Here is a 14,499-nt window from a genome sequence, read left to right as displayed (position 1 = left end):
TGAGCGGTTTGCCGCCGCCCCAGACCGCCAGAGACATCGTGATCCCAGTCAACCTCATCGCTACTTTTCAAAATCAGTTCGATCTCAGAAGCTTCGAGCGCGGTATGCGTTACTTTCGCAATGGTCGCGTTCAGAGCCTGAACATCGACACCGAGCGCGGTACAGTCAATGGTCGAGTGCGGGGTTCCGGCAATCAGACCTATGTGACCCTGGTGCAGATCTCGGCGCCCAGCATCGGCGCCCTGGAACTCACTGGGCAATGCTCCTGCCCGGTTGGCCTCAACTGCAAGCACGTGGTGGCACTGCTGTTCGCGGCCGAAAAACGCCTGCGCGAGGGCGCGGCCAATGCCGATGAAGGACAAGCCGTTCTGCCCAGCCCAGCGGCCGCGCCGCTGCCACGCGAGCTGCTTAATTGGCTGGCTGGCGCCGAACAACTGCAGCAGCGCCTGAGCACGGATAACAGCTACTGCCTGCTGTTTCGGCTCGAACTCGCAACGGAGCAACATCGTCCGGCGCTGTTTTTGACAGCGGAAAAAACCCGCTGCTTGATCGACGGCGGTTTCGGCAAGCGCGAACCTTTTTCCCTGCTCGGGCGCTCGCAGGCAGGCTTCATCACCCCTGCCGATCATCGCATCATGGCCCTGACCGAGAGCGTCACCAGCACATCCAGCGGCCGACTCAATCGCCACCGCCTGCGCATTGCCGGTCCCGGCAGCGCCGATCTGCTGCGTCAACTTGCACTCAGCACGCGTGCCTACTGGGACTCTGGCTGTGAGTCCGGCGACCACCCCATGCAATGGCAGTCGCCACTGCGCGGCACCTTCCGTTGGGAGCTACAGGACGATGCCACCCTCGGCATCCGCCTCGACGGTGGCCCACCCGGCACCCTGGTGCTTCCCTGCGAACCGCCATGCTGGCTTGATCCGAGCAATGGCCACTGCGGTCTGCTCGAGACCGACCTCGACCCAGCCACCGCCACCCTGCTGGTGCAGGCACCCGCCGTGCCGAGCAGCGCCGCTGAGCCACTGCGCCAGCGCCTGAACGACCGTCTGCCCAATCTCAAGCTCCCGCAACCACCTGCGGTTGAGCGGCGCCGGGTCGAAGACCTCAAACCCGTGCCGATGCTCGAACTTTGGAGTGAGAACCGCGAGGTCGCGCGTGAACTGCGTCACTGGGGTATGCAGGAGCGTCCCACCTGGGTCGACGGCGCCTCTTTAAGCTTTCGCTACGGCAAACGGCTCATCCCCCATGATCTGCCGCATTCCGTGGTCGAGGAGGTGCGCGATGGCATAGTGGTGGAATGCCTGCGTGACCGCGAGCGCGAGCGCGATGCCATCATCGAACTGGGCATGCTCGGTTTCAGTTTTGAACACGAAACCCACGGTCGCCTGTCTCTGGATGAACCAGACCGCGACTGGCTGCAATTCGTGACCTACGATCTGCCCCGACTGCGCGAAAACGGCTGGGTCATCATCGTCAACCCCAGCTTCCGCTACCAACTCGCCGATGTCGAAGATTGGGAATTCCAGATCGAGGACGAGGCCCAGGATGCCTGGTTCAGCCTGTCGCTGGGCGTGGAGGTCGATGGTCAGCGCGTCGATCTGCTGCCGCTGCTGGTTGAGCTGATGCACAATTATCGCGACAGCTTCAGCGCCGCGGCCCTGGCCAACACGCCAGATGACACCAAGCTGCCGATCAAGCTCCCCGATGGGCGCTACGCCATGATGCCGCTCGCGCGCCTGCGTCCGCTGCTCACCACCCTGATTGAACTCTACGACGACAAACCGCTCGACAAAGACGGCCGCCTGCGCCTGGCGCACAGTCAGCGCGGCGAGCTGGCCCAGCTCGCGCAGGCGCTGCCGGACACGCGCTGGTCTGGTGCCGAGAAAGCCTTGGAATGGGGTCGACGGCTGCGGGACTTCGAGGGGATCGCGCCGGTCGAGCCACCGCCGGGACTGCATGCGGAGCTGCGCCCCTATCAGCGCAAGGGACTCGACTGGCTGCAATTTCTACGTGATTTTGAACTCGGCGGCGTGCTGGCCGATGACATGGGTCTGGGCAAGACCATCCAATGCCTGACTCATCTGCTGGTGGAGAAAAGCGCTGGCCGCGCCGACCGCCCCAGCCTGGTGGTTGCTCCCACCAGCCTGATGTTCAACTGGCGCCGCGAGGCCGAGCGTTTCACACCCGAGCTAAAGGTCCTGCTGCTGCAGGGCGCCGACAGGCGCGCGCGCTTTGCCGAGATTCCCGAGCACGACCTGATCCTGACCACCTATCCGCTGCTGCCGCGCGATTATCAGGAATTGGCCGCCCATCAATACCACCTGCTGATTCTTGACGAGGCACAGGCGGTGAAGAACCCGCGCAGCAAGGCGGCCGAGGCGGTGCGCATTATCAACGCTCGCCACCGATTGTGCCTGACCGGCACGCCACTGGAAAATCACCTGGGTGAACTCTGGGCGTTGATTGATTTCCTCATGCCCGGACTGCTTGGCGATGATCGGCGTTTCAAGCGGCTGTTTCGCAACCCCATCGAAAAATTCAACGACCAGCCGCGCGCGGAACAGCTGCGCCGGCGCATCGCGCCCTTCATGCTGCGGCGCACCAAGGAGGAAGTCGCCCCCGAGTTGCCGCCCAAGACCGAGATCCTGCGCGAGGTGCCTCTCGCCGGCGCCCAGCGCGATCTCTACGAGACCCTGCGCCTGGCCATGCACGAGCGAGTGCGCAAGGAGGTGGAGCGCAAGGGCCTGTCGCGCAGCGGCATTGTGATTCTCGATGCGCTGCTGAAACTACGACAGGTGTGTTGCGACCCGCGACTGTTATCGCTCGAGAGCGCCAGGAAAGTCAAGACATCGGCCAAGCTCGAGATGCTGCTGGAACTCCTCGCCGACCTGCGCGACGAGGGCCGGCGGATTCTGCTGTTCTCCCAGTTCGCCAGCATGCTCGATCTAATCGAGGGAGAGCTCGGAGCCCGCCACAAGATGCGCCCGGAGCAGGACTATGTGAAACTCACCGGCCGCACTCAACACCGGGATGTGCTGGTGGATCGTTTCCAATCCGGTGAGGTGCCGCTGTTTTTGATCAGCCTGAAAGCCGGCGGCAGCGGGCTCAACCTGACCGCCGCCGATACCGTGATCCACTACGATCCCTGGTGGAATCCGGCCGCGGAACGCCAGGCCACCGACCGTGCCCATCGCATCGGCCAGGATAAGCCAGTGTTCGTCTACAAGCTGCTGACCGAGGGCACCGTGGAGCAGAAAGTCGCCGAGCTGCAAGCGCGCAAACAGGCGCTGGCCGATGCCATGCTAACAGGCGGCGCCGGCGCCACCTCCAGCTTGAGTGCCTCGGACCTGGACATGCTGTTCGCGCCCATTGCCGAGGCGGAGAACTGAACGGGCTCCCGAGTCCGAACGAGAGTCCGACGGAGAGTCTGGGGCGATCATTCGCGGCCTAGTCCGGATCGACCCCCAAGGCGCGCAGGCGCTGTGCCAGGCGCTCGGCACGGTCCTGCTCCATCAGCGCCGACTCTTCCGCCGTTGCAATGAGCGCGCCCGAGCCATCGTAATAGCGCAGCCTCGACGACCGCGGTTCAATGCCAAGGTAGAGTCCCAGCACGCCGCTCCACAGGTGTTGCTTTCCATTGGGCCGAATCGGCCGATAGCTGTTGTTCACCAGCCGGAAGCCGGCAAACTCCAGGGTCTCGGGCGAGAACCAGAAATACTCAGGGGTGCGAAAAACGCGCTGGTAGAGATCTTTTTTCTCGTTGCGATCCACCTTGGCGGTGGAATCCGACAACAGCTCAATGATCAAATCCGGGTAGCGGCCGTCCTCCTCCCACACCACCCAGGAATTGCGCTGGCGCCGCTCGGTCTCCCGCACCAGGAAAAAGTCCGGTCCGCGAAAATCCCGGTGCTTGAGCTGTTGATGGCTGTAATACACCGTCAGATTGGCGCCGATAAAGAAATCCTGGCGCTCGCGCCAGTACCATTCCAGGCAGCTGACCAACAAGGCAAGTTGTTGATAATGTATAGAGCTTTCCATTTCCGGCTCGTCGCTTAGCCAAGCCCCGGCATTGGGCATTTGCTCGGCGAGCTTGGCCGCTGTCGCATAGGCATGCATCATGACCTCCGCTAGGGACGTTGAACCTCGGTTATGGACTGAGTATAAATCCGTTGCCATGAAAGATCATCCACCGGCGCCGCCTCCCGAGACCCTCATGCTCCCACCACATGATCGCGCCGCGGCGCGCCAACTGCTTGACCAACTGATGCAAGAGAATCCTGGCTTCGATCCCTTCGACTTCCTGCTCGCCGCCGGCTGGCTGAGTTTTACCGACTACGAGGCCTGGCGGCTTGGCCAGCGGCCCGAACTGCTCGCGCTGTTGCGCGCCGAGCCCAAGCTAAAGGCCACCGAACTGGCCGCGCTGCTCACGGACTTGCACAGCTATGCCCGCGCCCAGGGCCTGATCGGTCAGCCCCAACTGCTTGAACGCTGGGGTCGGGAACCAGGCTTGCTCAAGATCGGCGCAGGTCCCACCAAGCCACCGCTCGACGAACTGCTCGGCATCCGGTTCGAAACCGATCCGACGCGCAAGCAGCTCGATTTGTTTCACGACAGTGGCGCCACCCTGCTCGAGAACCGACTGCGCGAGGCCCTGCGCGCACGCCGGCCGGATGCCGCTGTCGATGCGCTCGAGCAATTGCGCGCGCGGCGCCCGGATCACCCCCAGCTCGGCGGCTGGCGGCAACTGGTCGACGCACCCGCGACCCTGGCCACCATGCCGGATCTCGGCGGCCGCTTCCAGGTGCTCGACGCCCTGGAGCCGGTCGCGCGCCAACTGCTCGGCCAACGCTCGAGCGCGCGCGATTACCTGGCGCCGCTGTGGACGGCGTTGGCCGAGGCACTGACTGAGGCTCGGGCGAAGGACACACAGACCCAAGCTGAGAGCACATCAACCACAGCCAGGCCGCATCCCGCCATCGCCTGGGCCCGCGCCGAACATTGGCAACAGGCACGTGCGGCTATCGAAGCCACTCCGAAGTGGAACAGCCAACTCAAACTCATGGCTCTGCATGCTCGCGTGTGCTGGCAGGACGGCGACCCGCTGAGCGCACGCGACGACTGGCTTCGGCTGTGCTGGGAACAGCCTGACCAAGCCGCGCGTCTGCTGCAGGCACAAGACTTTCCCGATGCCAACCTGGCCGCGGCCTGGCAGCGCTTCGAGGATAGCGACGCCGAACTTGACAACCAGGATTTCCCCGCCTGGCTGCTATTGACCAGCCCCGGACTGGTTCCGCCCGACCCGGACCTGGTACCCAGGGATACCGACCTGGCCGAGATTTTCGCTGCCGCCCAGGCTCTGCGCGCCGAACCAGACCAAATCGCCCGGCGCGAAACCCTGGACGCCCTCCACGCCGGCCTGCTGCGCGCATTCCTCGCCACGCGCGGGCGTTCCGGAGCCCAGAGGTCATGACGGCCGCACCGCACACCGCCTCGGAGAAAACGTCCGGCAGTATCCGCCGCATCGCCGTCGCTGGCGCTAGTGGCTTTATCGGCACTGCCCTCTGCCCGCGTCTCGCGGAGCACTATCCAGTTCGCGCCCTGACCCGCTCCCCGGCGCGCGCCGCCCGCGCGAGCGAACACCCCAAGCTGCACTGGGAGCACTGCGATCTGTTCTCGGCCGAGGCCCTGCGCCACGGACTGCGCGATATCGATATCGCTGTCTATCTGGTGCATTCCCAGGCGCCTTCCTCGCGGCTCACACAGGCCCAGCCGCGTGATATGGACTTGATTCTGGCGGATAACTTTGCCCAGGCCGCCGCCGCCAAGGGCGTGCGGCAGATCCTCTTCGTCAGCGGGCTGTTGCCACAAGGCTTTGAGTTCGCGCCCCTACTATGGAACCGCCGTGAGGTCGAGATGGTGCTGGCCGCGCGCGGCACCCCGGTCACCGCCCTGCGCGCCAGCCTGGTGGTCGGTCCCGGTGGCTCCGGCCCCGCGCTGCTAATCGACCTGGTGCGGCGACTGCCGCTGATGCTGCTGCCACCCAGCGCGCGCTCGCTCACCCGTCCGATTGCGCTTGATGACCTCATCCGCGCCCTGCTCCACTGCCTCGGCCGCCCGGAGGACTTCGCCGGCGCCTTTGATATCGGCGGCGCCGACTGTTTGAGCTATGCCGAGATGCTGCGCACAACCAGCGAGGTACTTGGGCGCAAACGCCACTTCATCCCGGTACCCTGGCTGCCGCGACATCTGGCCGCACTGACCGCGCGCTGGGCCAGCGGCGCCCCGCCCGCCCTGGTCGGCGCCATTGTCGAAAGCCTGCCGGAAAGCACCCAAATACGCGATAACTCGGTGCAGCGCGCCATCGCGCCTCATGCCCTGAGCTTTCGCGCCGCGCTCCAGCAGGTGCTGGCCGCAACCAACACCAGCGCAAGGCAGACCACTGCCGCCGCGTGCGCCCCATCCGCACCGCAGCCCCGCACAGGCCCACCCCAAAAGATAAGCCCCCGCCAGCCAGCGCGCCCGACCAGCCCGCGCGCGCCCTGGCAACCGGCCGACCAAAGTCGCATGCGCGAGCAAAGCCTGGTGCGCTCCATCCAGCGCATTCTCACCCCACCTGGTCTGGACGCCGCCTGGGTCGCTGGCAACTACTTTCGCTGGCTCGGCCGCTGCTGCCTCGGCCTGATCCGCACGCATGAAGACCAGGCCGGCCACTGGACAGTTTCCACTCGCTGGCCGCACCTCATCTTGCTGCGGCTTGAACTCCAGCCCGAGCACAGCAACCGAGAACGCCGCGTCTACCGCATCGCCGGCGGCCTGCTGGCCCGCTCCGGCACCCCCGGGCAACTCAAAAGCCAACCAGAGAGTACATCTGGGAGCGAACCATGGAAGGAATCAGGAATCCAGGCAGAGATCCAGCCGACAGAACAACCCAGATTCGAATTCCATAGTCTGCTCAACGGCCGCTACACCATGGCCGCCATCCATGACTACGCCCCCGCCCTGCCCTGGCCCATCTACCGCCTCACCCAAGCGCCCATGCACCTTTGGGTCATGCGTCGCTACCAAAACCGCCTCGCCCGACTGGTCAGCGCACGCTGATAAGAACCCATCAGCACCAGACCAAACTGCCACAGGACACCTGTCCCCCTGCGGGAACAAAAATGCACGTCAACTGGAGTCTTCCAATGCAGCAATTCCAAATTTGGGTGTTTCATGTGGTGTAGATAACCGGGCCGACAACCGGACGCTGGAAAACGAAAATTGGAATTGCTGTTTCCAATGAATGCTCCCACTGTATTTGGCCGTGATCACTTCAGCCGCTGGGATTGTTCCAGATAGCGAAAAAAGTCAGAGTCCGCGCGAAGCATCAGGGTGCTGTTAGCGCCCAGGGCCTGGTAGCTCTCCAGGGTGCGAAAGAAGGAATAGAACTCGGGATCAGCTCCAAAGGCGACACCATAGATGCGCGTCGCCTCGGCGTCCGCGTTGCCGCGAATCTCCTCGGCCTCGCGCGCGGCGACTGAGCGGATGCGACGCAAGTCCCGCTCCATGTTGCCAAGAATCTCCTGGCTGCGCCCACGCCCCTCGGAGCGGAAGCGCTCGGCGATGGACTGGCGCTCGGCGATCATGCGCTGCTCCACCTGCTGGCGCACCGAATTGATGTAGTTCACGCGCTTGATGCGCACATCGTCGAGCTCGATGCCGAGTGCCGGCATCGAGGCGCGGGCACGCGTCAGGATCTCCTGCTCCAGCAGCTCTCGGCCGAGCTTAGGCTGCATCTCCAGGTTCACATCGCCGCGCTCGGCCAGGGTCGGATCCTCGAGATCCTCGACATTGACCTCCCAGTCCTTGGAGCGCACGATTTCCTCCAGTTCGGTGGATGAGACCATGTCGCGCACCACCGAGTCGATGATGTCATCGAGGCGCGTTCGTGCCCCAGACTCGTCGCGGACACTGGTCAGGAACAACAGCGGGTCGGCAATGCGCCAGCGCGCGGTGGTGTCCACCAGGATGAACTCACGACCCAGGGTCGGAATCTGGGTCACATCGCCATCCCAGACCAGCAGGCGCTTATCGAAGTAACGCACGTCCTGCCACGGCAGCTTGACCTTCAGACCAGGTTCCGTAATCACACCACCAATGGGTTGCCCAAACTGCACGATGATGGCCTGATCGGCCTCATCAAGGGTATAGAGCATGGTGGCACTTGCGGCGAGCAATACCAGCGCCACAAGGACGGTCAGGATCGCTTTCATTGACCACCTCCGGTCTTTGTTTGGATCGGCGCGGTTGAGCGATTGAGGTCGAGCAAGGGCAAGGGGCTCATCTGGCTATCCTGCACCACCACCACCTGGCCAATCCTCGGCAGCACCATGTTGAGGGTCTCGAGATAGAGTCGCGAGCGAGTCACTTCCGGTGCCTGCTGGTATTCGGCGAGCACCGCGGAGAAGCGCGTGCTCTCGCCCTCGGCGCGATTGACCCTTTCGGTCGCATAACCCTCGGCCTCGGCGACAGTGCGCAGCGCCGCGCCCTCGGCATTCGGAATCTCCTGATTCACGCGCTTCTGTGCCTCGTTGATCATGCGCTCGCGCTCTTGGCGCGCCTCATTGACCTCGTTGAAGGCCGGTTGCACGGCCGGCGGCGGCACCACGTCCTGCATCTCGACGGTGTTGATGCGAATCCCTGCATCATAGGCATCCATCAGCGCCTGAATCTCCTCACCGGCCTTCTGCTGGATCTCGACACGCCCGACCGTCAGTACCTCGGACCCGAGCATGTTGCCGACGATGCGCCGCATGACCGACTCCGAGATATCGCGCAGCGTGCGGGTTGGCTCGCGCATCCGGTAGAGGAACTTGATCGGATCACTGATGCGATATTGCACCACCCATTCCACATCGATCATGTTGAGATCGCCGGTCAGCATCAGGGATTCGTCCTCGAACTGCTGGGCGCTGTAGGTGGTGCGCCCACCCTCTCCGGTGCCGGCGGTGCGAAAACCAAACTCCTGCTTCAATACCCGCTCGGTGGCAACAAACTGCACGGTATCGACGCCGAAAGGGATCTTGAAGTGCAGACCTGGATCATTAATGCCGATCACGGCTCCAAAGCGCTTGACCACGGCGCGCTCTTCCGGCTGCACCGTGTACCATGAGGAGAGCACCCCCCAGAGCAGCGCGAGCGCGACGATGACGGCGATGATAATCATCTTGAGCGGCCGCTTGCCCGGTCCACTGCCGAACCGGCCGAGGAAGGGGCTCACCAGAGCTTCAAGATCCGGCGGCCCAGACGGGCCACTACCTGGGGGCCTGACTGACTGAATCATGGGCTTGTCTCCTGCTGGATAAGGGAGCGGATGATCCGCATCCACCTGACCCATCATATACCCAATGAACATGGACTTTCGAACACCTGCCCACACGCGGGCTGAACAGGTGATCTTGAGTTCAAATCATGGACTTTCACAAATTGATCCCGGAAGAATCGCCTGCAGTGAACACTGTTACGTCTCTTTTTCGCGCTGACGCTGGCGATAGCGCGCTTGGCGCGCGGCATGGGTCAGGCGTCCGCGACGGCTGGGATTCAGTGCGACTGGCCAATGCGCTGGTGGACACCCCCGAACAATTCAACGGACGCGGATCTGGATGGGGCTGTCCGAGTCTGGCCGCATTGTAACCATGCTGACACTTCAATCGCTGATGAAAAGCCCTATTATCCAAGGTCGATGCAATCGTTTTTTTCTTGTCCCGACAAAATTTTGGAGCCCTTATGAATCAGCTCGACCAGCTCAAGACCATGACGACAGTAGTCGCCGACACCGGTGATTTCGAATCCATCGCCGCCTACAAGCCGCAGGATGCCACCACCAACCCGTCCTTGCTCTACAAGGCGGCGCAAATTCCGGGATACCGGCATCTGCTCGAGGATGCCCTGGCATACGGTCAGGCCAAGGGCGGCGACAGCGACGAACAAACGCGCTGGATCATGGACAAGCTGGCGGTCAACTTCGGTCAGGAGATTTTGAACATTGTTCCCGGTCGGGTTTCGACCGAGATCGATGCACGCTTATCCTTTGACACGGAAGGCACCATTGCCCGTGCCGAGCGGCTGGTGGAACTTTACCGTGAGATTGGCGTTGACCCAAGCACCCGGGTGCTGTTCAAGATTGCCTCGACCTGGGAAGGCATCCAGGCCGCGGCCGAGCTCGAGCGAAGCGGCATTCATTGCAATCTCACGCTCTTGTTCAGCTTCCCGCAGGCGGTGGCCTGTGCCGATGCCGGAGTGACCCTGATCTCGCCTTTCGTCGGGCGTATTCTCGACTGGTATAAGGCCGCCGAGCATGTGGAGGGTTATCCGGCCGATGAGGATCCCGGCGTGCTGTCAGTCAGGCGGATTTTCAATTACTACAAGCGCCATGGCTATGACACCGTGGTGATGGGCGCGAGCTTCCGCAATCGCGATGAAATTCTGGCGCTGGCCGGCTGCGATTATCTGACCATCTCCCCTGCTCTGCTGGATGAGTTGTCCGGCCTGGAGGGTCCGGTCGCGCGCAAGCTCGATGCCGCGGCGGCGCGCGCCATGGACATTGAACGGGTGAACTTTGATGAAAAAGCCTTCCGTTGGGGGCTGAATGAAGTCGCCATGGCGACCGAAAAGCTGGCCGAGGGAATTCGGCTGTTCACCGCTGATACCCACAAGCTCGAGGCCTTCGCGCGCGAGACCGAAAGCGGCGCTTGATCGGTTCTTGTTGAGGGTCGCAACCGCGCGGGACTCTCGGGCGCCGCTCTTTTTCGGTTTAGGCGCCCTGCCCGTCCGCGCTGGCCCGGGCGGCGCGCATTCGCGCTTTCATCTCGGCCACGGCACGCTCGAATCCCGTAAAAAGCGCGCGCGCGACAATGGAATGGCCAATGTTCAGCTCGCGAATGCCGGGGATGGCGGCGATGGCCGAGACATTGTGGTAATCAAGCCCGTGGCCGGCGTTGACCTGCAAGCCGAGTGACTGGCCTTGGCGGACACCCTCGGCCAGGCGCTGCCATTGGGCGGCGCGCGCCGACCGGTCCTTGGCGTCGGCATAATGTCCGGTGTGGAGTTCGATGACAGGCGCACCCACCTCGGCGGCAGCTTGAATCTGCTCCGGCTCGGCATCGATAAAAAGAGAGACCCGCACACCCGCTTCGGCCAGTTCGGTGCAAACCTCCTGCATGCGCGGCCGCTGGCTGGCCACCTCCAGCCCGCCTTCGGTGGTCAGTTCCTCGCGGCGTTCCGGCACCAGGCAGCAGTCGCTGGGACGATACTGGCAGGCGATGCGGATCATCTCCGGCGTCGCGGCCATTTCCAGGTTCATACGGCTTTGCAGACTTTGCGCCAGCAATGCGACATCGCGATCCTGAATGTGGCGGCGATCCTCGCGCAGATGCAGGGTGATGGCATCGGCCCCGGCCTGCTCGGCCAACAGCGCCGCTTGCAGGGGCTCCGGGTAGCGGGTGCCGCGCGCCTGGCGCAGGGTTGCAACGTGGTCAATGTTGACACCCAGCAGGATGGATGACCCGGCCTGATCATGCATGAATTGCTTCTCCGTGTATTGTTTTGCTGGAGGGTGTTGAGCTGTTAGGTGTTCGGCTTTTAGGCTTTTAGCTGGCCTTGGCTTCGCCAGCGCTTGGTTCCTGACTTGGCAGAGACCGAAACAGCTCGCGGCTGCGCAGCGGTTTGTTGCCCAGATGCGGCGCCAGTGCCCGTCGTAACAGCGTTTTGGCTTCGCGCCGATGTTGCGGCTCCAGTGCCTCGCCACGGACAAGACGCCCCAGAGTCTCTCCGCTGACCGATGCTGGCCCCGGTGCCAGTGCGCGCCGCAGACCTTGATCGGGGAAGAGAAGGTAATGCTCGCCTGGGCGAACCGCGACATTCTCATCGGCCAGCCGAGTCAAGTCCAACGCATAGCCCATGGCGGCCAGCAGGCTGAGTTCGAACTGACGCAGGCCAAGATCGGGCGGATCGGAGCGAGTTAAGGCGTCGAGCACCATCTGATAGGCGGAAAACAAGCTCTCCGGCGCCTCCTGACGGGGCCAGAGCCGCATCAGGAGTTCGTTCACATAAAAGCCGCAGTAGAGATTGGTACCGATCAGACCGAGCGCGCGCCCAGCGGCTTCAGCGCGGGTGAGTGTTTTGACCTCACCACGACCGGTCCAAGCAAGCCACAGGGGCTGAAAGGGTTGCAAGAGTGCCGCCTGCGTGGACTTTGACCGCTTGGCACCCTTGGCCAGTGTCGCCAGACGCCCATGCTCGGCTGTGAACAGCTCAAGCAGCAGGCTGGTGTTGGCATAGGGGCGACGGTGCAGGACGAAACCGCGTTGCAGGGAAATTTGCATGCGTCAGACAGCTCGCACATCAAAGGGGCACATCAAAGGGGCGCATCAAAGGCGCGCATCGGCGGATGTCAAATCCCGCAAAGCCGTCTCGTCGCGCGTCCAGCCCTTCCTCACCTTAATCCACAGCTCGAGATGAACCGGGGTATCGAATAGCCGCTGCATGGCCGCGCGCGCCGCCGTGGCCGTGGCTTTCAATGCCTCGCCGCGATGGCCGATAAGAATTGCCTTCTGGGAGTCGCGTTCGACCCAGATCAGGGCATTGATGCGATAGCGACTGGGTTCTTCCTGAAAACGCTCGATGGTGACCGTGGTCTGATAGGGTAATTCGTCTCCATAGCGACGCACGAGCTGCTCGCGAATCAGTTCGGCGGCGAGAAAGCGCGATGAGCAGTCGGTGAGTTGATCCTCCGGAAACCAGTTATCCCCGACGGGTAGCCGCGCGAGCAGTTCCTGCTCAAGCCGATCAAGCCCGTCCGCGGTGCGGGCGGATACGGGCACCAAGCATTGGAAAGAATGACGCTCCGCAAGTCCGTGCAGGAAAGGCAGCAGCTTTTCCTTGTGGTCGAGCAGATCGATCTTGTTAATGACCGCGATCACAGGTGCATGCGCATCGGCCAGTGCGCGCAAGGCCAGTGCATCCTCGGGACCAAATTTCACAGCTTCGACCACCAGCACGGCGAGATCGACATCGGTGATGGCCGCGCGCGCGGCGCGATTCAACTTGCGATTGAGCGCATGATCGCTGCGATCATGAATGCCTGGGGTATCGACAAAAACGAGCTGCCCACCGTCGCGCGTCTTAATGCCGACAATGGCATCCCGGGTGGTCTGCGCCTTGTGCGAGGTAATCGATAGCTTCTGCCCCAGCAGACGATTGAGCAGACTTGACTTGCCCACATTGGGACGCCCCACCAGGGCGATGGCGCCGCAGCGATTGGTATGCTCAGTCATACGCCGCCTTCAGGTCAACGCCAGCCAGCAGGGATAACATGGCCTCGGCGGCCTGCTGTTCAGCGCGTCGGCGGCTGGGCCCGGTGCCTTGGGTCTGCTCGGCGGTATCCGACAGCAGACAGCGCACCACGAAGTGGCGTTGATGCGGTTTGCCGCTCACCTCAATCACCTCATACTCTGGCAACTCGCGCTGGGCGGCCTGCAGGGCTTCCTGCAAGCGGGTTTTCGGATCCTTGGCCGGGGCGCTCTGTGCCGCCCGATCCAGGCCCTGATCGAATAAACGCAGAATCAATGCCCTGGCATCGTCAAAGCCCCGATCAAGATAGTAGGCACCAAGCAAGGCCTCGAAAGCATCGGAGAGAATGGAGTCGCGCGCGTGCCCGCCGGTGCGGATCTCTCCCGAGCCCATGCGCAGATAGTCACCAAGCGCCAGCGCTCGTGCCCGTTCGGCGAGGGATTCCTGCTTGACCAGGGAGGCACGCGCGCGTGTCAGGCGGCCCTCGTCGGCGTTTGGAAATCGCCGCCAAAGCGCCTCGGCAATCACAAATCCCAGCAAGGCATCGCCGAGAAATTCCAGGCGCTCATTGTTGTGGCGGCCCGCGCTGCGGTGCGTCAGTGCCTGCTCGAACAGCTCCGGATGTTCAGGCGGCCGGTCACTGAGGTGGTTCAGCAAGGGCGCGAGCGAGCGCTTCACGGGTGGATTTTCATTCCTAGGCTTTATTCGGGTTTGGCTTTATTCAGGCTTGGCTTTATTCGGGTTTCTTAGGCAAAACAACGGCATAGTCGAATGTCATCAGCACATCGACATTCATACCGATATGCTGCTGCACCACATAATTGGCGGTGACATCCCAGCCTTTGCCATCCTTGGTCGTTTTCACCTCGAAACTATCGCTTTTGACGGTGCGCACCTCATTAATATATAGCTGTTTATCAATGGCTGAGAGAATCGCATGCGGACCCTGCTTGCCGAGCTCCGGCTGCTCGAGCAACTTATCCAGCGCCGAGCGCACTTGCCAATACTGCATGTAGGCCGGCCCCATTTTAAACAGCAGCGTCAGGAAAAAAGCCGCGAGCGCGATCATGAGCATGACGCTGCTCATGCTCATGCCCCGCTGATAGGATCTTAAGCTACGCATGCCATGCATCCTCCTGTGGCGGTTGATACGCAGACCGTAGAGTA

The 14,499-nt window shown here is 62.7% G+C and carries 12 protein-coding genes; 4 read left to right on the top strand and 8 right to left on the bottom strand.

Going from position 1 to position 14,499, the window contains the following annotated elements; all coding sequences use genetic code 11:
• Positions 1 to 38 precede the first annotated feature (38 nt).
• A complete protein-coding gene (locus Thiowin_RS10915) occupies positions 39 to 3,392 on the top strand; it encodes a DEAD/DEAH box helicase (RefSeq protein WP_328987760.1) in 3,354 nt (1,117 codons plus the stop codon).
• Positions 3,393 to 3,450: 58 nt separating this feature from the next.
• On the opposite strand, the gene Thiowin_RS10910 is transcribed toward Thiowin_RS10915, so the two are convergent.
• Complete coding sequence (locus tag Thiowin_RS10910; RefSeq protein ID WP_328987759.1) at positions 3,451 to 4,122, bottom strand: Uma2 family endonuclease; 672 nt, start codon at positions 4,120 to 4,122, stop codon at positions 3,451 to 3,453.
• Between the two features lie 94 nt (positions 4,123 to 4,216).
• Between Thiowin_RS10910 and Thiowin_RS10905 the strand changes: the two genes are divergently transcribed.
• On the top strand, positions 4,217 to 5,473 hold the full coding sequence (locus Thiowin_RS10905) for a hypothetical protein (protein WP_328987758.1): 1,257 nt from the start codon (positions 4,217 to 4,219) through the stop codon (positions 5,471 to 5,473).
• Positions 5,470 to 7,101 carry an NAD(P)H-binding protein gene (locus tag Thiowin_RS10900; RefSeq protein ID WP_328987757.1) on the top strand — a complete coding sequence of 544 codons (1,632 nt, stop codon included), beginning with the start codon at positions 5,470 to 5,472 and terminating at the stop codon, positions 7,099 to 7,101. The genes Thiowin_RS10905 and Thiowin_RS10900 overlap by 4 nt, the downstream gene beginning before the upstream one ends.
• 209 nt (positions 7,102 to 7,310) lie before the next feature.
• On the opposite strand, the gene hflC is transcribed toward Thiowin_RS10900, so the two are convergent.
• Together hflC and hflK are read right to left on the bottom strand one after the other, a co-directional pair.
• On the bottom strand, positions 7,311 to 8,255 hold the full coding sequence (hflC, locus tag Thiowin_RS10895; RefSeq protein ID WP_328987756.1) for a protease modulator HflC: 945 nt from the start codon (positions 8,253 to 8,255) through the stop codon (positions 7,311 to 7,313).
• A complete protein-coding gene (gene hflK / locus Thiowin_RS10890; RefSeq protein WP_328987755.1) occupies positions 8,252 to 9,325 on the bottom strand; it encodes an FtsH protease activity modulator HflK in 1,074 nt (357 codons plus the stop codon). The genes hflC and hflK overlap by 4 nt, the downstream gene beginning before the upstream one ends.
• A 443-nt stretch (positions 9,326 to 9,768) precedes the next feature.
• On the opposite strand from hflK, the gene tal reads away from it, so the two are divergent.
• On the top strand, positions 9,769 to 10,737 hold the full coding sequence (gene tal, locus Thiowin_RS10885) for a transaldolase (protein WP_328987754.1): 969 nt from the start codon (positions 9,769 to 9,771) through the stop codon (positions 10,735 to 10,737).
• A gap of 58 nt (positions 10,738 to 10,795) precedes the next feature.
• Here the strand turns inward: tal and pdxJ are convergent, their stop codons facing one another.
• The 5 genes from pdxJ to Thiowin_RS10860 form a co-directional block, all read right to left on the bottom strand.
• Positions 10,796 to 11,563, bottom strand: a complete 768-nt coding sequence (gene pdxJ, locus Thiowin_RS10880) for a pyridoxine 5'-phosphate synthase (RefSeq protein ID WP_328987752.1) — start codon at positions 11,561 to 11,563, stop codon at positions 10,796 to 10,798.
• A 67-nt stretch (positions 11,564 to 11,630) separates the two neighbouring features.
• Positions 11,631 to 12,365 carry a DNA repair protein RecO gene (gene recO, locus Thiowin_RS10875; protein ID WP_328987751.1) on the bottom strand — a complete coding sequence of 245 codons (735 nt, stop codon included), beginning with the start codon at positions 12,363 to 12,365 and terminating at the stop codon, positions 11,631 to 11,633.
• A 45-nt stretch (positions 12,366 to 12,410) separates the two neighbouring features.
• Positions 12,411 to 13,316: a GTPase Era gene (era, locus tag Thiowin_RS10870; RefSeq protein WP_328987750.1), complete on the bottom strand. Its 906-nt coding sequence runs from the start codon at positions 13,314 to 13,316 to the stop codon at positions 12,411 to 12,413.
• The gene (rnc, locus tag Thiowin_RS10865) at positions 13,309 to 14,010 is read right to left on the bottom strand and encodes a ribonuclease III (RefSeq protein ID WP_328987749.1); all 702 of its coding nucleotides are present in this window, start codon (positions 14,008 to 14,010) and stop codon (positions 13,309 to 13,311) included. Before rnc ends, era begins: the two co-directional genes overlap by 8 nt.
• A gap of 55 nt (positions 14,011 to 14,065) precedes the next feature.
• Positions 14,066 to 14,425, bottom strand: coding sequence for a DUF4845 domain-containing protein (locus Thiowin_RS10860; protein ID WP_328987747.1), 360 nt, complete (start codon positions 14,423 to 14,425; stop codon positions 14,066 to 14,068).
• Between the last annotated feature and the right edge of the window lie 74 nt (positions 14,426 to 14,499).

This window comes from Thiorhodovibrio winogradskyi, from assembly GCF_036208045.1.
GTDB lineage: Bacteria > Pseudomonadota > Gammaproteobacteria > Chromatiales > Chromatiaceae > Thiorhodovibrio > Thiorhodovibrio winogradskyi.
The sequence above is the reverse complement of the archived record's forward strand: the minus strand, read 5'-3'. Positions and strand labels throughout refer to the sequence as shown.

What these genes read in the sequence shown, in the direction of transcription:
- Thiowin_RS10910 (WP_328987759.1), bottom strand. Translation starts at nt 4,122, where the DNA reads ATGATGCATGCCTATGCGACAGCGGCCAAGCTCGCCGAGCAAATGCCC.
- Thiowin_RS10900 (WP_328987757.1), top strand. Translation starts at nt 5,470, where the DNA reads ATGACGGCCGCACCGCACACCGCCTCGGAGAAAACGTCCGGCAGTATC.
- Thiowin_RS10905 (WP_328987758.1), top strand. Translation starts at nt 4,217, where the DNA reads ATGCTCCCACCACATGATCGCGCCGCGGCGCGCCAACTGCTTGACCAA.
- pdxJ (WP_328987752.1), bottom strand. Translation starts at nt 11,563, where the DNA reads ATGCATGATCAGGCCGGGTCATCCATCCTGCTGGGTGTCAACATTGAC.
- Thiowin_RS10860 (WP_328987747.1), bottom strand. Translation starts at nt 14,425, where the DNA reads ATGAGCATGAGCAGCGTCATGCTCATGATCGCGCTCGCGGCTTTTTTC.
- recO (WP_328987751.1), bottom strand. Translation starts at nt 12,365, where the DNA reads ATGCAAATTTCCCTGCAACGCGGTTTCGTCCTGCACCGTCGCCCCTAT.
- tal (WP_328987754.1), top strand. Translation starts at nt 9,769, where the DNA reads ATGAATCAGCTCGACCAGCTCAAGACCATGACGACAGTAGTCGCCGAC.
- hflK (WP_328987755.1), bottom strand. Translation starts at nt 9,325, where the DNA reads ATGATTCAGTCAGTCAGGCCCCCAGGTAGTGGCCCGTCTGGGCCGCCG.
- hflC (WP_328987756.1), bottom strand. Translation starts at nt 8,255, where the DNA reads ATGAAAGCGATCCTGACCGTCCTTGTGGCGCTGGTATTGCTCGCCGCA.
- era (WP_328987750.1), bottom strand. Translation starts at nt 13,316, where the DNA reads ATGACTGAGCATACCAATCGCTGCGGCGCCATCGCCCTGGTGGGGCGT.